Source organism: Nostoc sp. DedSLP03, assembly GCF_034530815.1.
Lineage (GTDB): Bacteria > Cyanobacteriota > Cyanobacteriia > Cyanobacteriales > Nostocaceae > Nostoc.
The window spans coordinates 1-16,672 of record NZ_JAVRCK010000134.1 but is presented as its reverse complement, the minus strand read 5'-3'; the positions used below and the strand labels follow the sequence as shown (position 1 = coordinate 16,672).

Sequence of the window (16,672 nt, the reverse complement as noted above, 5' to 3'; positions counted from 1 at the left end):
TAAAGACTTACCTGCACTACCTCCTGCTGTTTTTTAATTTGTCGAACTCACGTCAACTTATGACAAACGGCAGTTGGGCGGATAGACTCAAATCGATACATTCATCACGCTTTTAGATGCAACAATGGCGATCGCCAATAAGGCAGGCGATCGCTTTTTATTGGGCATTGGGCATTGGGCATTGGGTATTGGGGACTGGGGACTAGCAATTGCACCAAAAACGCTGTATCCTGCCTTGAAACAGGCCTTTCAAGGTAATGGTAATGCTAAAGCCGGGGAAGAATCGCACCAGCTGGCAACCAGCTTGGAATCACGGTAAAACTCAATCGATCCGCGTACCGATTGCACTTGCAGAACAAATTTTAGAATACGCTTATGCCGTTGACTCTGGTCACGTCATGGATCAACAGCTGATTTTACGGGCTATTGACTCTTTTGTAGAATCTAGAATTGCAGAATTTCACCCAAATCAGCACAGCCGGGCTGGGTCTACCACTAGTCGGCGCTGGGATGAATTACGACGTTTCAGGAGTGCGATCGCAAACCACGCCAGGAGCGAATTAACTCTTCAATCTCCTGGGGTGACTGCCCGTCGCTAATCGCAATTTCCACATCTGCTTTTTTGGATCTTGCTCTGGCACTATCGACGCTACCCAGGTAACGCCGGTTTTTCTTCCGTCCCTGCATCCAACAGTACCGAAAATACCAATACTTATTACCAGATCGTTCTACCCAGTACTTCTCTACCCAGTGGGTATCGTGTTGGGGCGCAACTTTTTGGGTAATGTGTGATACCTGCGCCCCAACACATGATTCTACGGTTGTGTCAGATGTAACTTGCGCCCCAACACGTAGCTCCCACTCGCCCCAGGCTTGCTCGTAATCATCCAGGGTTAAATAGTCGTCTGGGTCTGGTGGCTCCTCGCTGTCATCAAAGAAAATTGTCAGTTGTCCATTGTCACTTACCTTATGAGGGACTTCCCCAAAGTGGGCAGGATTCCATCTGGTTTCTGGTTGGAGATGTTGGGGCGCAGTTTCTTCATCCCAGTAAGGATCGGAAGTGGGAATGGGGACTGGGGACTTAGTAAAAGCTTCTAAATCAAAAAGTGTGGGTTGGTTCATAATCAAACTGGTTATTACGATCGCTGCTTCCACAGGAAGCAGTTTTTTTATGCAATTATTCCCTAGTAATCCCTTGGGAGGTTGCTAGAGAACCAAGATTTTAAAGCAAGCAAAAATTCAGATAAACCAAAGTTTTCATCTCGCCAGTAACAGTTACGCAAACAGTCAACTAGCCATCCTTGAGGATTCTTGATTACTTGATTTCCACCTGCGATCGCTAAATCTTTTGGTGGCTTTTTGGTTTTTTTAGTTCAGTGGTTGGCGTTTGAGTTTGATGTTGGTGGCTTTCTCTTGTATCCGAGCGATTAACTGAGGATTTTGTTGAAACAATTTTGGTAAATCACTCAAGACGTATGCTGTCAGCACGATCGCTTGGTCAAGTTCCAATTCTGGGTCAATCGTGCCGATATAGTCGATAACTTTCTCTAACTCATAGAGAGCAAGGCTTCTAGCTCGAACTACTTTTGATGTGATTTTTGATTTGGTCATTGGTCATTGGCTGTTTGTCATTTGTTATTTGTCATTTGTCATTTATCGAGAGATACACAACACCGGCTCCGTCGCATTCAGTACAAGGTTCTGTGTATTCATTACCGTCCCCGTCGTCCTCAGCAACTTCACCGCCGCCGCCACAGGCATGACATTCCATTTCTTCAAGTGTCAGCCCCACTTCGTAACCTTCGACTTGTCCGCTTTTGAATACTTGAGTCTTTTTCTTTGGTTTTTCCATTCGTCATTCGTCATTCTTTATTAATTCGTGGCGATCGCACCCCTCCACCCACACCGCGATCGCAGCAAAACAAAACCGCCCATACCTTAAAGGCAGGACGGTTTAATCTTCGGTTTTTGATACTGTTTCTGTTTTGTCTATAAAACCCTGGATTTTTTGTTCTACTAGGTCACAGGATTTGATAAAATCAGTTTCGTTATCTTCAGCCTCATTAAGTCTTGTTTTCAGCCGTTGCTTGTGTGCACGTACATAAGATAAATGTGCATCCCTGATCATGCGAACGGCTTCTAACACTTTTCCAGGATCGAAATCTCCTCCTGCGATAAGGGATTCGATTCTACTAAATAAATTTTTTCCTGAGCTATAGCTGCTATCAAGTCCGCCCTGCTCATACCCATCTCCTTGGCCTTGCTGTTGAATTTCAGCCAGTCGCTCTCGCTGATAAACAGGCTGACGTTCTTCGCGTCCTCCGCTAGTTTCTTTGGTCTTGCCATCTCCGATTAAGTTACTCACGTCAACCCCCATTTTACATATAGAAAATCAATTTCTCATATAGAAAACTTGACAAGACGTTTTTTATATGATTAACATAACATTAGTTTTTCACATATAAAACTATTTTTTTAGCTCCCCCCTCACCCTTGCTTAATGCCTGTGAGGGCATATTCAGGAGCAAGCACCCGCGCCTAGACCTTGCGCGGAAACACCCTCAAGTCAACAGTCAATCGGTAAACATAATGGGCAGAATCAAAATTCGTATAACAGGAGGCCCCAGAGACGTAGAAGCCTTTAGCAAATTCCTGCACAAAGTTGAGCAAAGCATTACTGCACTGTCACTCGTAAGTGAAAGTGGAAATTATGCCAATCGCGACAGCACAGATGTCAGCCGTTACATAGAGGTTGAGTTCGACTCAGAGGTAATGGAGGACTAATCCCAATCACATAACAGTTACATAACGCTGTTTACTCAGCGGTGATATTTTGATGTCTGCACACTTAACCCTTGAAACCAGATGACAACCACAGTTAAAGACTTAATTGAAAGCTTAGAAGCCTTTGATGATCAAACGGAGGTAATCATAACGGCTGCTGCCGACGATCAGGAGTTTGTAATCGTTAATTTACAGTCTGAAGGAAACACAACCCTGAACATCATCATCGCCTCAAGGCCAGAAGAGGAGAGCTAATTAAAAAGGCGATCGCCTACCATCCCTGATTTTGGATAGCGATCGCCGACTCACGATTTATTTGCATTGAGGAGATTTTACCAATGAGTAAGCCATTAGGCTACTACACCAATTACACCCCAGGCGATGATTCACTACTTGCGACATTGCAGGATAAGTATGGTGCAGCATTTGAGAAAATCAGCAAGCGAGAAAAGCTGGTTATCCTCACCGCCCTGGCGTCACACGTCGGCTGTCAACTAGAAGGTGATTGTCGAGAGGAAATATTCACCGTTGCCAAGCAGATGATCGAACAGCTGACCATCGCAGACCAAACAGGAATCATGGAAGCGATTATCGTCCAAATCCGCTGGGGTCAAAACTTTGTCGTTGAGAAACAGGAGTCGCCTATGCAGCAATAAACCCCACTACGACACTCTGAAAATATAAGGTTCCGCCAGCACAGGCTGGAGGGTTTGCGCTGGTGTTTTTTACACAATTAGGAATTCTCAATTATGAGTTATCGCGAGGGATTAAGACCTTGGGCAGTTTTTCAACGTCTGCCTGAAGGTCAAAGTAACTGTGTTGCTAGATTTCGTACTCAATCTGATGCTGATGCTTTTGCTAGCATTTTCCGTCGGGGCGGGGGAGTGTTTGAGGTAGTTTTCGACCTTCCCCAAGCACAGGAGTTGACTAAGAATAGGTGAAAATTTTTGCGATTGCGCTTCTTGTGAAGTGCGATCGCAGCTAAAAAAATCGATTCAACAAGTAAAAAATATCACATAGTTATGCAAGTTAAAAGCATTAGTTACCACCGAGTGATTAACCTGGGAAACTACGAAAGTAAACGCCTAGAACTGTTTGCAGAAGTTCAAGAAGGTGAAGATCCAGAAGCGGCAATTTCATCCCTAGCAGAACTTGTAGAACGAAAAGCTAGAGAGAGTTTCGAGCTAATTTTTGATATTAAGGAACTGAAAAGGGAAAGGAGAGAACTTAGCCAAGAAGTAGATCGACTCAAAGCTGAAAAAGACAAATTAACGGGTGTGGAGGCTGACCCAGATGATATCCCTTTTGACCAAATGTCTCAAGCTCAACTTGATGAAGTCAACAAGAATTTTTAATCATGACCAAACATGACACTTGGGTAAAACTCAAACCCGGCAATCCTTATGAGCCAATCTTAGATTTCTTTGCAAACGGCATGATACCCATGCGCGACCCTTTCCCGATGGAGCGAACCGTTGACCAAAATGGTGAAGAGGTGGCGCTGTGGATTATCGACGTAGAGCGCCTTAGTAGCATTCAATTTCAGTCCCTAGCCCAAATTATTGCCATCTATTGCAAAACTGATGCAGTCACAGTCGCACTTGAGGCAGAGCTAAAAGGTGGCTTTTCCATGAGTCACGAGTGGGTTGCTTCTATGCAATGTTGGGTTGAAGGGTTCGCCCGTAGCAAAGAACTTGCTGATTTTTTTGAAACTGCACCAGAGTCAGGAACGCCTGAAGGCGCTAGAGCTTTTGTTGAGTTTTGCAATACCCAATATGAGCGATGGATTGATGGCAACCAGGAACCACGGCAAATCAACTCCATTGAGGACATCGACCCAAGGCTGAGAACGCCGGAACTGGAACAAATTTTCAATACGATACCAATTGAGTTTGCGATCGCGAATGGTGGCTTTTCAGTTTTTGATGTAATCACGGGTCAAGCATTCACCCATGCTCTTAACATTATTGACCCAGAAAACTCATATTCATTAGTTGGTGATGATGACGAATTTAATGATGATGAATTTGATGATGATGAAATTTATGAGTGATGAAAACTTGATAACTAAACCATTAAATAATGACTTTGTGACTTTAACAAAAGAGTTATATGTACTAAACAGTTTAGCTATGGGAGTAGCTATACAAATTCTTGCCAAAGTAACTGGGGAAACCATAGAGGATTGGAAAGAATATGTAGGAGCAAAAGCTGGCGAACAATACCGTGAATTAATTATCTGCTGAAAAAATTCAAGAAATAGTTGAGTCTCTGGATAACGAAATAACCGCCTGATGAATCGCAGTTGTGATCGCGCTAAAAAAAGCGCGGGCTACTTGAGTCGGTAGCCGAAACGTGAGTTAATCTCACGTCGCGGACGGACTCCAAATCCGACGTACAGCACATACACACAGCAACTTAGGGCTTTTCAGCAGAAACAAGCTATTTTTGGCTTTTTGTTTTTCACAAGCTCGGCTGCTGTGAGTGCGCTGTTCCCTCCCTATGTCGCCGCAGTTCGCGCTGCGGCATTGCCTTGAGAGTAAATTAGGCTGTTGTGGCCTTCGGGTGATTCGAAGGCATGGCATCAGGGAACAAGACGAAACCACCCAGAGGAGAACTGAATGATTAGAATTTTGGGACTTGATGTTAGCAAGTCCTCAGTTTCTGCTTGTCTGCTTTTAGAAAAGCCCTCAGATCCACGTCAATTCTACTACGAGTGTCCATTTTTCAAGTTGAGCGCTGATGCAAAAGGTATTCAAGATTTACTCGCGCTCAACGCGGACATTGCACTACTAGAACCAACTGGCAGTAACTACAGCAAGCTTTGGGGAACTCACTTGGCGCGAAGCGGGGTAGAAGTGCGATTGGTTGGCCATAAGGAATTGCGAAATTATCGAGCCAATCACTTGGCACTACCTGATAAAGATGACGATGCCGACGCCCTAGCGCTGGCTTGCTATTACTTCGACTACCAACAAGACCCGCGTCGATTTGTCCAAATTCGCGATCGCGAAATAGTCAGAATTCGGGAATTAGTACTAAGACTTGCTCACCTTAACCGCGTTCAGTCACCGATTATGAATCGGGCACGTCAGGATTTGGCGTGGCAGTTCCCAGAAGTTGCACTAGTAAAGTCCCTGCGGAGTGAATCAGGTCTTGCGCCAATGCTTTGGGGCTGGCTTGCTGGAATTCGCAAAAGTACGCGCTATGACCGGCTTTACTCCCAAACTGTCGGCTTGGGAATCACTGACACTGTTCGAGAACACGCAAAACGGATCTGTGACCTCCAAAGTGAGGAACACGTCATTGAGGCAGAGTTGCGCCAATTGCTTGCTGATTCTAGATTTGAGCATTACCGGGCAGTCTTCAAAAAGTTTGGATTTGGCGATCGCCTAACTGCGATCGTTCTCTCCCAGATTTATCCCATTGAGGGATTCCTCAATGCAGAGGGGAAACCAGAGGTGAGAATACGCCAGGGGCGAAATTCTAAAAAGCCTACTAAACGCCACCTTTCACTGAGAAGATTTCAAAAAGCATTAGGCGCTGCTCCATCCCTTGAAGCTTCCGGCGATAGCCGTAAAAGCAAAGTGGTAGGCGGGTCAGACTTGTGTCGTAAATCCTTGTGGCAGTGGGTTTTTACTCGCATTGAGCCGAAGCGATCGCGACTCAAAAATGATATTGGTAAAACTTTGGGTGAACAGTTAGATATCGAAAAGGCTGCGGGTCGTTCTGTGAAGCTTGTCAGAAATCGCATTGCAGCCAAAGGAGCGCGGTTACTGTTTAGAGAATTAATTAAAAGCTTGAAGTGACAAAAACGGAATTATGCCTAATCGGTACTATTACAAATTAGAAGGACAAACCCCGATTCCTGTTGAGTCCTTCATGGAGTGGTCTTTGTGGATAATGTCAGCTAGCACCACGGTTATGATCAATGAACTTAAAGACTCTATAATTTCAACTAAATTTGTGGGCATAGACTTAAACCCTGGCAGCAGCAACTCACTTTTTCAACCTATGATATTTGAAACATTGGTCATGGGTGGGGTAATGGATGGAAAAAGGAACTTTTACCCCACTTGGGATGAAGCAATACAGGGGCATCTGAAAATATGCACTCAAGTTTTTAAGCTTTCAAATGACTAGAGTGAAAAACAAATAGTCTAATTCCGAGCCTCAGCCAAAATAGTAGTGATTGTTACACACGATCGCAAAAAACGCGGATAACATGAGAAAAATCTCACCCAATAAACAAGGTGAGCCAAGGCTGTTTATCTTTATGTCCCGTTAGCAGCTGTCTTCCAGGCTATGAGTTATTAAGCAATTATCTCGCAGTGGATAGAACTTAATTACATTTTGTCTAAAGTACTAGGCAAAAATTATCCCCAAGGGTGATAATTAGCTTGACAAAGATCAGCTATTGTGCATTATTAGCTAAAAGCAAAGGAGTTTGCAATGCATCGACAAATGTGCTGGTTATCTAAGTCTGGTGGCGATGGAGAGAAAATTTTGTATTTGCAGACAGAACCCAATCAACCTTGGCGTCCTTACACAGCTTTTGGACATTTTGCAGTCCCAGATTATCAAATACCAGGTGGCTCTAAAGGTTGGGCAACTTATCAAAAACTTTTGAAAGCAGGTTGGACACTAGTACCTAGCGCACGGGCAAATGAGTTTGGCAGCAGTAGCTACGCAGAGTCAACAATCCAAAATCAATAGTCATTTGTCATTTGTCATTTGTCATTTGTCATTAGTTATTTTTTGTGTCCTGGCGTCTTCCTCACAAACCTCTGGGGGAACCTTCGCCGCGAGGATCGGCGGCTCCTTCTAAAATTCCATCAGATGTAATAGCGATCGCGTTACCATTACCCCAAGGAGTAGTTTCTTTAATTTTGTGCCCCCGACGGCGTAAGTCTTGCAAAGTCAAAGCATCCAAGCCCCAGGATTCAACGCGCAACTCATCTGGCAGCCATTGATGATGTATGCGTGGAACAGAAATAGCCGCACCAACATCCATGTTGTATTCCAGCACATTCAGGATTACTTGCAAAACCTGGGTGATGATGGTGCTACCACCAGGCGCACCCGCCGCCATCCGAAAATGACCATTTTCTGTGACAATTGTGGGAGTCATACTGGATAGAGGAGTTTTGCGGGGTGCAATGCTGTTGGCATCATTACCAACTAAACCAAAAGCATTAGGTACTCCTGGCGCAGCAGCAAAATCATCCATCTCATTGTTGAGAATAATTCCAGTTCCCGGTGTCACCACACCAGCACCAAAACTGAGATTAATCGTGAAAGTCAGACTGACGGCGTTGTGTTGTTCATCCACAACATTCAGATGAGTGGTTTGGAGAGATTCGTGCGGAAGACAAGTGGATGAAGGAAGACGCAGACATTTTGAATTTAAATCTCCTGGCTTGACTTCGGTGGAGGGTCGAGCCATTTGCATATTAATTTCTTGACGGCGTTTTTTGGCGTAAGCTGGACTGAGCAGTTCTTGTACAGGGACTTTGACAAAATCAGGATCGCCTAAATATTTTGAGCGATCGCTATAAGCAATCTTCATTGCTTCTACCATTAAATGTATCGCGTCTGGATGATGCCATCCTAAAGATTTTAAATCGGTGTCACCGATAATATTTAAAATCTGCAATAGGTGAACGCCTCCTGATGATGGTGGTGGCATTGAGCAAACTTTAGCTTTGCGGAAGTTGCCACAAACAGGAGTGCGCCAGATTGGTTTGTAGGCTTTTAGGTCTTCCAGAGAAATTAAACCACCATTTTTTACCATATCAGAAGCGATCGCCCGAGCAATACTTCCGGTGTAAAAACTTTGGGGATTTTCGGCAATTGCTGTTAAAGTGCGTGCCAAATCGCGCTGCACAAGTTTTTCCCTTGGTTGATAAAATTCACCATTGCGAGTGAAAATTTCTCGCGCTGCGGGATTGTTGAGAATTGCTTCCTGGCGCTGGTTGAGCCTTTCGGTTAGCACATTGCCAAGAATAAAGCCATCTTTAGCGAGTGCGATCGCAGGTTTCATTACCTCTTGCCAAGAAAGCTTACCATAGCGACGATGCACCTCATAAAGTCCTGCTACCGTTCCTGGTGTGGCAACTGCCAAATAACCATTAATACTTGCATTTGGACGGACTTTTCCTGCTGCATCTAGATACATATTTCTTGTAGCTTTCAGTGGTGCGCGTTCGCGGAAATCTAGCGCTTTCATCTCGCCAGTTTTCTCAGAGTGCATCAGCAAAAATCCGCCACCGCCGATTCCGGCTGAAAAAGGCTCAACTACAGAAAGAGCGAAGGTTGTAGCTACAACCGCATCCACTGCATTACCCCCTTTGCGTAACATCAAAATTCCCGCTTCACTTGCTAGGGGATGAGCTGAAACCACCATCCCCTTCTTGCTGCGTAGGGGTAAAGTTAAGGCAGCTGATGCTACTTGGCTGTAAAGCAAGACGGTGAAAGAAAAGATTACGCTCGCGACTCGCTTGGGTTTAGCAACAGCAAGCTTTTTTATACCATTTCTCATAAAATTTTATACATATTTAGCATCTCGGTGTACTTAATTTATCAGATTTTGATTACCATTGTTTGCCTAGCTTGCCGCCGTAGGCATCGCTTTCCTATCCCTGCTTGAACGATTATAAATATGAAGCGTATGCAAAGATTTTTTGAAAAGATAGACATCTAAGTAAATATTCGATATTTAGTTATTGTTGGGTTATTTTTGATGTTTCCTATTTTCCAGATAAAAATTCCAGGGCGAGGTCTACGGCAGCAAGCTACGCCGACAACGAATACATAAAGATTTCCTATTTTATGCTGTCTCAAGTGTTCCCTACCTATTTTGAAACTAGTAAGACTTATGCATTGACAAACCAACTAAATTTTGTACAGTGCTTAAGACTTAGATAGTCCTCAACACTGGGATAAGTAATGTTTGCAGTGAATTAAAGAGAAAATCTTTAATGAACAATTTGCGGCTCTATCTAAAGACTGAATAAAGTATGCCGAAAGCTTCAACTTTTGGCAGATTATTTGTGCCATCAAACAGCACTAACTCGATTATTGACAATTAAAGTTACTCCAAAAATCGATTCAGGTAGGAAAAACTTATGGCAACTATCATTGGAACCAGCGGTAACGACACCCTACAGGGCACTTTAGATTACTACGATAACTACGACACCCTAACTGGTGGCGGTGGCAACGATATATTTTTTTACGGCGGCTCAAACTACATTAATACAATCGCCGATTTCGGTGGAGTAGGTAAAGGAACAAACCCCACAGCAGCAGTCATTGCTGAAGTGGATACCTTAAATTTCCAGAACAATAGTGGCTTCACTGCCCAAAACTTGCTCCTCACCCAGAATGGCAACAACTTGGAAATCAACTTTCAAGGGTTTGGTTTTTACAAATTCATCCTAGAAAACTTTGCCCTGCAAAACTTGGATAACCTCAGCAAATCTACTGGAGCCACTGTAGATTTGGGCAATATTCTGTTTTATGGGCAAACTACCATCGCTGACAGCTTTGATGTCTTCGATGCCAACTCCACCCAAAGCACTGTCTTTAAAAAAAATACAGTCACCTTCCTAAACGACCTAGACAACAATGTTAGTGGATTTGACAATTCAAATGATGTCATCAATGGTCAAGCAGGTGATGACATTATTGAAGGCTTAAGTGGCAATGACCTTTTAAGAGGTGGTGGGGGCAATAATACCCTTAACGGTGGTGTTGGTGATGATACTTTATATGCTGACTCCCCCTCAAGCAATAATCGGCTTTTTGGTGGCGATGGCAATGATTTTTTAAATATCTCTGGCAGCTACGAATACAACGCCTACTTACCAGACTACGACGATCGCTCTTTAGGCAACAATACCCTCAACGGTGGTGCTGGTGATGATACTTTAAATGCTAGCGGTTCACTTGGCGATAACCTGCTTTTTGGAGGCGATGGCAATGATTCTCTCTCCATCTCTGGAAGTGTAGGCAGTGAGGAGTACACAGCGTCTAACTCTGTTTCCAAGGGCGATAACACCCTCAACGGTGGTGCTGGTGATGATACCTTGAGTGCTAGCGGTTCATCAGGCGATAACCTGCTTTTTGGAGGCGATGGCAATGATTTCCTCTCCATCTCTGGCTATGTTTACCAATATTTTGACTCCTACTTCGACTCTCGCTCATCTGGTAAGAACCTGCTTTCTGGAGGCGATGGCAATGATACTCTAACAGCCTCTGGTGCCACTGGTAATAACACCCTCAACGGTGGTAATGGCGATGATAGCCTTACAGGCGGTGGTGGTAAGGATAGCCTCACAGGCGGCGGTGGGAAGGACAAATTTGTTTACAATGGCTTAAGCAACGCAACTGATACTTACAGATACATCGACATAATTAATACTGGCACTACTACAATCGCTGATTTTACTGGAGTAGGTAAAGGAACAAACCCCACAGCAGCAGTCATTGCCGAAGTGGATACTTTGATATTCCAGAACAATAGTGGCTTCACTGCCAAAAATTTGCTTCTCACCCAGAATGGCACAAGTTTAGAAATCAGCTTTCAAGGATATGGTGATACCAGATTCATCCTGGAAAACTTTGCCCTAGAAAACTTGGATAACCTAAGCTTATCTACTGGAGCCACTGTAGATTTGGGCAATATTCTGTTTTATGGGCAAACTACCATCGCTGACAGCTTTGATGTCTTCGATGCCAACTCCACCCAAAGCACTGTCTTTAAAAAAAATACAGTCACCTTCCTAAACGACCTAGACAACAATGTTAGTGGATTTGACAATTCAAATGATGTCATCAATGGTCAAGCAGGTGATGACATTATTGAAGGCTTAAGTGGCAATGACATTTTGAGGGGTGGCGATGGCAATAATACTCTCAATGGGGGCGATGGCAATGATACTCTCGATGGTGGCGATGGCAATAATATCGTCAATGGTGGCAATGGCGATGATTCCTTAAATTTCGGCTCCCTATCTACGTTAGTAACTCAAACAGTAGACGGGGGAACAGGTAACGACAGCTTGTCTTTGAGTTATAGCAGTGCTACCACCGGAATTACTTCGACTTTCAATCCGACTAATAACATTACAGTAATTTCGACGACGGCGGACACAACAGTGTTTAGTTACAAGAATATCGAACAATTAAATATCACAGGTACAAACTACGATGATTATCTTCTGGGAAGCAATGGTAATGATACGCTCCGCTCAGGCAATGGTAACGATACAATAAATGGCGGCGCTGGTGGAGATTTCTTGGATATTAGTCTTTCTACAGGGGATCATCTCCTCAATGGAGGCAATGGCAATGATTCTTTACGGGCTTGGAGTTACATTTACGACGAATTCGGAAATGTTGTTGAGGGTAGCATATCGGGCGATAACACCCTCAACGGTGGTATTGGTAACGATACATTGAATGTTTACGGTTCAACAGACGATAATCTATTAGATGGGGGTGATGGTAACGATTTTCTCTCTGCCTTCTCTGGCTATTTCTCCTTAGGTAATAACACCCTCAACGGTGGTGTTGGTGACGATACATTAAATGTTTTCGGTTCAGGTGCCCACATATTAGATGGGGGCGATGGTAATGATTCCCTGATAGCCTCTTATGAGACTGGTAATAATCTATTAAATGGGGGCAATGGTAATGATTTTCTCTTTGCCGATGCCTCAGGTCATAACACCCTCAACGGTGGTGTTGGTGACGATACATTGAATGTTAACGGTTCAAGGGCCAACATATTAGATGGGGGTGATGGTAATGATTCCCTGATAGCCTCTGATGCCACTGCTAATAACACCCTCAAAGGTGGCAATGGTAATGATACCCTCATCGGTGGCAAGGGTAATGATTGGCTCTATGGAGAAGGTGGTACTGATACTTTTGTTTTCAATAGTTTCAATGAAGGTCTCGATCTGATACGTGACTTCGGTGCAATTAATGAACTAATTCAGGTGTCGGCTGCTGGTTTTGGTGGCGGTTTATCAGCAGGTGTACTTCAAGCAAGTCAGTTGACACTGGGAGAATCTGCAACTACTAGTAGCCAGCGATTTATTTATAACTCCACTACAGGTGCATTGTTCTTTGATCGAGATGGTAGTGCAGGCGCATTTACTCAGGTACAATTTGCCGGATTATCTCCTGGGTTGTCATTAACCAACAATAATTTTGTGGTTGTTTAATTGTTATCCTCAATGTAATTGAATAAAGTATGCCGAAAGCTTTTACTTTTGGCAGATTATTTGTGCAATCAAACAGTACTAACTCGATTATCGACAATTAAAGTTACTCCAAAAATCGATTCAGGTAGGAAAAACTGGCGTTGCAGAGAAAGCGGGATGATTTTGCTAATTTTGTGGGATGGGCCGAAAAGCCCGTCCCTTGTATTTCAGGGCGGGCGAGACGCCACCAATCATTAACTTAATCGTATTGAACAACTACGATTTTGCCGAAATCCTGAAGCTTATTTGGCTACTCTTGAGCAACTATTTCTCTAGCAAACTTTGCGGTTCTAGATTTTTTCCTTTTGAGGTTTTGATAGTGCTTGTAGTTCTTCCCAACTATAGTGACTAGGTAGTTCAACGGGTTTATGATCTGCTCCTAATCCTAAGCCTACTGTTGGTTGGAGTTCTTCAATGAATTGCTCGGTGTATCCTACCAGTTCATTGGCTGCAACTCCAAGTGCGATCGCACCTGCAACGCCACCAATTGCAGCACCAACCTTACCACCAATTGAGCGGCCTAGTGCGGCTCCTGTAATTCCGCCCCCGGCTGCTCCCAATCCTGTTGCAATCGGATGAGTGTTTGGGGGCGTTTGATTTTCATTTTCTTGGTTAGAAGTAGAGTGTTCTTGGTTCATAATTTGTTTCTCCTTGAAACTATAATCAGCATGAAACTACTTCTGGCTCAGGTGTGCCAGAAGCCACAGAGCAAAACGTTGTAATCCAACCAACAGGGCAGTGATGCCCACAGCTAGACCAAATAAAACTAGGTTATTGTCATTACCAGCTTTTAAAGCAAAGCTTAAGGATGTAGAAACGGCTGGAGGATGCATCACATCTAACAGGATCATCAGTACGATGGTGACGAGCATTGCAGTTCCCCCAGATAGATAACCCGAACCTAACAGCACATAAGTTATAAAACCGATTCCAGCTGCCATCATTTGGGAAATGGCTAGAGTTCGCATTGTATTTGTACCGTGCTGGGGATCGAGATAAATGAGAAAGGCACTAGAAGCTAGGGACGCAAACAATAAACGCTGGCGGGTTAGTACCTCTACTAGTGCAAACACAGACAATATAACTAATGTCGGCGCAGTGGCTAATGCCAACTCACCTTTCCAATCCAGGTGGCGGCGGAGCGATCGATTTGCACCTTCCAAAGGTTTTAAGCTGGAACGATGGGATTTCATCGTATACTCCTATCTAGTTCCGGCTCCGATGAACGGCGTTGTTCTCCTTGCTGAATCTCTCGCTCTAAGAAATAATTCAGCAAGGTTCGCAGCAAAACGATCGCTCCTAAATTCAAAATATCCTGGCGGGTGGGTGCTACTGCTGTCCGCAAAATATCGCTGGCGACAGTAAATTCCAACCCCAATGCCAGCACTCGACCCAATTGTAGACGAATTCCTTCTGTGGCATCAAAATGTTGTTTGGAGCGAGAGAACAACAATCGCAAATAGGTAGAAAAACCTCGGATTACTGCTGCGCCAATCACAACTGCTGCGGCAATTTCTGTCCCTGCTGCTAAATAACCAACAATGACTTTCAGCCATGTCTCTAGAGGAGTAGTTTCTCTGCCCTGTTCTCCGGCTTCCACATTCAGACTCAAAAGCAGAACTAGCCCTAATATGAGGGCTAGGGGCAATATTAAATTAATTAATGAATCTTGTGATGCCTCTTTTTTCATAGCTTTCTACTTCAATCGTTCAGCTATGCGTTAGGGAAGCGTTGCTGCAAGCAGATCGCCAACGCGCAAAGCATTTGCCATAATCGTGAGCGTGGGGTTAACTCCCGAATTTGAGGGAAAGAAACTACTATCTACAATATAAAGATTATCGACATCATGAGTACGGCAATTGAGATCCAGGACTGAGGTTTTAGGATCTGTGCCAAATCGACAACTACCGCATTGATGAGCAACTGCTTGTTCTGGTATATGAGTGCGGGGATAAATGCTAAATGGCAAGACGTGTTTAGCAGAACCAGGGATTGACTTGAGTACAGATGTCCATCGGTGAATTAAGCGATCGCTTGCTTCAATATTATTCAGTGTATAGTCAACATGAATCTTGTCGCCCACTACCCGAATCCGATTATTTGGGTCTGGTAAATCCTCTGTTTGCAACCACCAGCCAACCGATCGCTCGGCCAGCAAATGACGCTCAAAATGAGGAATCAGCTTGACAAATGGAGCCATCAGTGGCGGTGCTTCTCCGGGAATCATATCAGCTAGGACATTACCTGTATTCTGCACCATGCCCATCGGATAAGGGAAATCCGGCTCTCCCCAGTAAAAATCATTGACAGCGATCGTTTTTTGAAAGTTAGCGTGATTCACCTCTAGATGTATAGAAACTATGGCCGTTTCCAGTTGTTTCATAAAATTCCGCCCCACTTGATCGGAACTATTTGCTAATCCGTTGGGATGTTTGTCATTAGCAGAGCGTAACAGCAAAGCAGCTGAGTTGACAGAACCACAGGCAACAACCACAATATCGCCTGCAAACCAATGTTTTTCTCCTGCAATTTCAGTTTCTATCTTCGTCACTTCTCGCCCCGACTCACTGGTATGCAGCCGCAAGACTTTAGTATTAGTTAAAAGAGTAACATTGGCATATTTTTCACGAGCCGGACGAATGGCGTTAACATCGGCATCAGCTTTTGCGTGTACGAGACAAGGATATCCATCAAAGGTATCGCAGCGAATGCAGGGGCTATTTAGGCGATCGCTTTCATTGAGCTTTAATCCTAGTGGTAAATGAAATGGGTAGTAACCTAGTTCCCGGATGCCATCAGCAAGGGACTGCATATCTGGCTCATGACTCACTGGCGGATAGGGATATGGTTCGCTGCGAGGTGGTTCTGTAGGGTCTTCTCCTTCCTGACCATGCACGTCATATAGCTTTTCTGCTTGGGTGTAGTATGGCTCAAAGTCTTGATACTTCAAAGGCCATTCTGGAGAAATTCCTTCTTTATGAATTACCCTTTCAAAATCTCGCTCCCGGAATCTAATTAAGGCTGCACCGTAGAGTTTGGTATTGCCACCAACCCAATAGCCTGTCTGAGGTTGAAAGGCTTTGCCTTCCTTGTTATACCATTGCTCATGAGTATGGTAACGATGTTTTTGATAGACTTCCTCTGGATTCCAGTTAGCTTTCTCTCTCGGTAAAAAGTCGCCTCTTTCTAGTACTAGAATTTTTTTCCCTGTGGGTGCAAGGCGATGGACTAATGTACCTCCGCCGGCTCCTGTACCGATAATAATGATATCGTAATTTTCTTTGATGCTAGTCATAATTGATAATTGGTAATTTCATATTATTTACGGTTTAATTTCTTTGATCCACAAATTAATTTGGCAATATTTTAAGTTATTTTATAATTTTTTTCAAAATTTCAATACTTTTAAAAATATGTTTTAAAAGTGTCGTATAACACATTAAATTCCGATCTTAACCCCCAAATTTCCTTATAAAGGGGGAATTTAAGAGATTATTCCCCATTTACAAGGGCTACGGTGTATACACAAGTCGAATTACCCCCCTTAATCCCTCCTTATAAAGCTTGTCATTACCAACATCTTTTAAACTGACTGGGTGATAAAATCAGCAGCC

The 16,672-nt window shown here is 43.8% G+C and carries 21 protein-coding genes; 12 read left to right on the top strand and 9 right to left on the bottom strand.

Annotation, left to right across the window (positions count from 1 at the left end):
- Positions 1 to 124: 124 nt before the first annotated feature.
- Positions 125 to 319, top strand: a complete 195-nt coding sequence (locus RM368_RS35660; RefSeq protein WP_322698431.1) for a hypothetical protein — start codon at positions 125 to 127, stop codon at positions 317 to 319.
- Positions 264 to 599: a hypothetical protein gene (locus RM368_RS35655; protein WP_322698430.1), complete on the top strand. Its 336-nt coding sequence runs from the start codon at positions 264 to 266 to the stop codon at positions 597 to 599. Before RM368_RS35660 ends, RM368_RS35655 begins: the two co-directional genes overlap by 56 nt.
- Here RM368_RS35655 and RM368_RS35650 read toward each other — a convergent pair.
- From RM368_RS35650 to RM368_RS35635, 4 genes are all read right to left on the bottom strand, one after another.
- Positions 526 to 1,122 carry a DUF4102 domain-containing protein gene (locus RM368_RS35650; protein WP_322698429.1) on the bottom strand — a complete coding sequence of 199 codons (597 nt, stop codon included), beginning with the start codon at positions 1,120 to 1,122 and terminating at the stop codon, positions 526 to 528. The genes RM368_RS35655 and RM368_RS35650 overlap by 74 nt on opposite strands.
- A 246-nt stretch (positions 1,123 to 1,368) precedes the next feature.
- Positions 1,369 to 1,611 (bottom strand): hypothetical protein, encoded by a 243-nt coding sequence (locus tag RM368_RS35645; protein ID WP_322698428.1) that lies wholly within the window; start codon positions 1,609 to 1,611, stop codon positions 1,369 to 1,371.
- Positions 1,612 to 1,642: 31 nt separating this feature from the next.
- A complete protein-coding gene (locus tag RM368_RS35640; protein WP_322698427.1) occupies positions 1,643 to 1,852 on the bottom strand; it encodes a hypothetical protein in 210 nt (69 codons plus the stop codon).
- Positions 1,853 to 1,954: 102 nt separating this feature from the next.
- A complete protein-coding gene (locus RM368_RS35635; RefSeq protein WP_322698426.1) occupies positions 1,955 to 2,365 on the bottom strand; it encodes a hypothetical protein in 411 nt (136 codons plus the stop codon).
- A gap of 224 nt (positions 2,366 to 2,589) precedes the next feature.
- Between RM368_RS35635 and RM368_RS35630 the strand changes: the two genes are divergently transcribed.
- The 9 genes from RM368_RS35630 to RM368_RS35590 all read left to right on the top strand — a co-directional run bounded on the left by RM368_RS35630 (position 2,590) and on the right by RM368_RS35590 (position 7,500).
- Positions 2,590 to 2,784: a hypothetical protein gene (locus tag RM368_RS35630; RefSeq protein ID WP_322698425.1), complete on the top strand. Its 195-nt coding sequence runs from the start codon at positions 2,590 to 2,592 to the stop codon at positions 2,782 to 2,784.
- Between the two features lie 81 nt (positions 2,785 to 2,865).
- On the top strand, positions 2,866 to 3,039 hold the full coding sequence (locus tag RM368_RS35625) for a hypothetical protein (RefSeq protein WP_322698424.1): 174 nt from the start codon (positions 2,866 to 2,868) through the stop codon (positions 3,037 to 3,039).
- A gap of 83 nt (positions 3,040 to 3,122) precedes the next feature.
- Complete coding sequence (locus RM368_RS35620; RefSeq protein ID WP_322698423.1) at positions 3,123 to 3,440, top strand: hypothetical protein; 318 nt, start codon at positions 3,123 to 3,125, stop codon at positions 3,438 to 3,440.
- A 93-nt stretch (positions 3,441 to 3,533) separates the two neighbouring features.
- Positions 3,534 to 3,725 carry a hypothetical protein gene (locus RM368_RS35615; protein ID WP_322698422.1) on the top strand — a complete coding sequence of 64 codons (192 nt, stop codon included), beginning with the start codon at positions 3,534 to 3,536 and terminating at the stop codon, positions 3,723 to 3,725.
- 81 nt (positions 3,726 to 3,806) lie between these two features.
- A complete protein-coding gene (locus tag RM368_RS35610; RefSeq protein ID WP_322698421.1) occupies positions 3,807 to 4,139 on the top strand; it encodes a hypothetical protein in 333 nt (110 codons plus the stop codon).
- 2 nt (positions 4,140 to 4,141) lie between these two features.
- Positions 4,142 to 4,837, top strand: a complete 696-nt coding sequence (locus RM368_RS35605) for a hypothetical protein (protein ID WP_322698420.1) — start codon at positions 4,142 to 4,144, stop codon at positions 4,835 to 4,837.
- On the top strand, positions 4,830 to 5,030 hold the full coding sequence (locus RM368_RS35600; RefSeq protein WP_322698419.1) for a hypothetical protein: 201 nt from the start codon (positions 4,830 to 4,832) through the stop codon (positions 5,028 to 5,030). The genes RM368_RS35605 and RM368_RS35600 overlap by 8 nt, the downstream gene beginning before the upstream one ends.
- Positions 5,031 to 5,405: 375 nt before the next feature.
- Positions 5,406 to 6,593 (top strand): IS110 family transposase, encoded by a 1,188-nt coding sequence (locus RM368_RS35595; protein WP_322698418.1) that lies wholly within the window; start codon positions 5,406 to 5,408, stop codon positions 6,591 to 6,593.
- A gap of 643 nt (positions 6,594 to 7,236) precedes the next feature.
- Positions 7,237 to 7,500 carry a hypothetical protein gene (locus RM368_RS35590; RefSeq protein ID WP_292785151.1) on the top strand — a complete coding sequence of 88 codons (264 nt, stop codon included), beginning with the start codon at positions 7,237 to 7,239 and terminating at the stop codon, positions 7,498 to 7,500.
- A gap of 61 nt (positions 7,501 to 7,561) precedes the next feature.
- Here the strand turns inward: RM368_RS35590 and ggt are convergent, their stop codons facing one another.
- On the bottom strand, positions 7,562 to 9,325 hold the full coding sequence (gene ggt, locus RM368_RS35585) for a gamma-glutamyltransferase (protein WP_322698417.1): 1,764 nt from the start codon (positions 9,323 to 9,325) through the stop codon (positions 7,562 to 7,564).
- Positions 9,326 to 9,911: 586 nt separating this feature from the next.
- Between ggt and RM368_RS35580 the strand changes: the two genes are divergently transcribed.
- Positions 9,912 to 13,019, top strand: a complete 3,108-nt coding sequence (locus RM368_RS35580) for a calcium-binding protein (protein WP_322698416.1) — start codon at positions 9,912 to 9,914, stop codon at positions 13,017 to 13,019.
- Between the two features lie 329 nt (positions 13,020 to 13,348).
- On the opposite strand, the gene RM368_RS35575 is transcribed toward RM368_RS35580, so the two are convergent.
- The 4 genes from RM368_RS35575 to RM368_RS35560 are packed head-to-tail and all read right to left on the bottom strand — an operon-like array spanning position 13,349 to position 16,353.
- Positions 13,349 to 13,696 carry a hypothetical protein gene (locus tag RM368_RS35575; RefSeq protein WP_322698415.1) on the bottom strand — a complete coding sequence of 116 codons (348 nt, stop codon included), beginning with the start codon at positions 13,694 to 13,696 and terminating at the stop codon, positions 13,349 to 13,351.
- 36 nt (positions 13,697 to 13,732) lie between these two features.
- A complete protein-coding gene (locus tag RM368_RS35570; protein ID WP_322698414.1) occupies positions 13,733 to 14,251 on the bottom strand; it encodes an HPP family protein in 519 nt (172 codons plus the stop codon).
- Positions 14,248 to 14,748 (bottom strand): DUF1622 domain-containing protein, encoded by a 501-nt coding sequence (locus RM368_RS35565; RefSeq protein ID WP_322698413.1) that lies wholly within the window; start codon positions 14,746 to 14,748, stop codon positions 14,248 to 14,250. The genes RM368_RS35570 and RM368_RS35565 overlap by 4 nt, the downstream gene beginning before the upstream one ends.
- A gap of 30 nt (positions 14,749 to 14,778) precedes the next feature.
- The gene (locus RM368_RS35560; RefSeq protein ID WP_322698412.1) at positions 14,779 to 16,353 is read right to left on the bottom strand and encodes a GMC family oxidoreductase; all 1,575 of its coding nucleotides are present in this window, start codon (positions 16,351 to 16,353) and stop codon (positions 14,779 to 14,781) included.
- Positions 16,354 to 16,672 lie beyond the last annotated feature (319 nt).

Coding starts and splice junctions, on each gene's coding strand:
- RM368_RS35660 (WP_322698431.1), top strand. CDS start 125: ATGGCGATCGCCAATAAGGCAGGCGATCGCTTTTTATTGGGCATTGGG.
- RM368_RS35655 (WP_322698430.1), top strand. CDS start 264: ATGCTAAAGCCGGGGAAGAATCGCACCAGCTGGCAACCAGCTTGGAAT.
- RM368_RS35650 (WP_322698429.1), bottom strand. CDS start 1,122: ATGAACCAACCCACACTTTTTGATTTAGAAGCTTTTACTAAGTCCCCA.
- RM368_RS35645 (WP_322698428.1), bottom strand. CDS start 1,611: ATGACCAAATCAAAAATCACATCAAAAGTAGTTCGAGCTAGAAGCCTT.
- RM368_RS35640 (WP_322698427.1), bottom strand. CDS start 1,852: ATGGAAAAACCAAAGAAAAAGACTCAAGTATTCAAAAGCGGACAAGTC.
- RM368_RS35630 (WP_322698425.1), top strand. CDS start 2,590: ATGGGCAGAATCAAAATTCGTATAACAGGAGGCCCCAGAGACGTAGAA.
- RM368_RS35625 (WP_322698424.1), top strand. CDS start 2,866: ATGACAACCACAGTTAAAGACTTAATTGAAAGCTTAGAAGCCTTTGAT.
- RM368_RS35620 (WP_322698423.1), top strand. CDS start 3,123: ATGAGTAAGCCATTAGGCTACTACACCAATTACACCCCAGGCGATGAT.
- RM368_RS35615 (WP_322698422.1), top strand. CDS start 3,534: ATGAGTTATCGCGAGGGATTAAGACCTTGGGCAGTTTTTCAACGTCTG.
- RM368_RS35610 (WP_322698421.1), top strand. CDS start 3,807: ATGCAAGTTAAAAGCATTAGTTACCACCGAGTGATTAACCTGGGAAAC.
- RM368_RS35605 (WP_322698420.1), top strand. CDS start 4,142: ATGACCAAACATGACACTTGGGTAAAACTCAAACCCGGCAATCCTTAT.
- RM368_RS35600 (WP_322698419.1), top strand. CDS start 4,830: ATGAGTGATGAAAACTTGATAACTAAACCATTAAATAATGACTTTGTG.
- RM368_RS35595 (WP_322698418.1), top strand. CDS start 5,406: ATGATTAGAATTTTGGGACTTGATGTTAGCAAGTCCTCAGTTTCTGCT.
- RM368_RS35590 (WP_292785151.1), top strand. CDS start 7,237: ATGCATCGACAAATGTGCTGGTTATCTAAGTCTGGTGGCGATGGAGAG.
- ggt (WP_322698417.1), bottom strand. CDS start 9,325: ATGAGAAATGGTATAAAAAAGCTTGCTGTTGCTAAACCCAAGCGAGTC.
- RM368_RS35580 (WP_322698416.1), top strand. CDS start 9,912: ATGGCAACTATCATTGGAACCAGCGGTAACGACACCCTACAGGGCACT.
- RM368_RS35575 (WP_322698415.1), bottom strand. CDS start 13,696: ATGAACCAAGAACACTCTACTTCTAACCAAGAAAATGAAAATCAAACG.
- RM368_RS35570 (WP_322698414.1), bottom strand. CDS start 14,251: ATGAAATCCCATCGTTCCAGCTTAAAACCTTTGGAAGGTGCAAATCGA.
- RM368_RS35565 (WP_322698413.1), bottom strand. CDS start 14,748: ATGAAAAAAGAGGCATCACAAGATTCATTAATTAATTTAATATTGCCC.
- RM368_RS35560 (WP_322698412.1), bottom strand. CDS start 16,353: ATGACTAGCATCAAAGAAAATTACGATATCATTATTATCGGTACAGGA.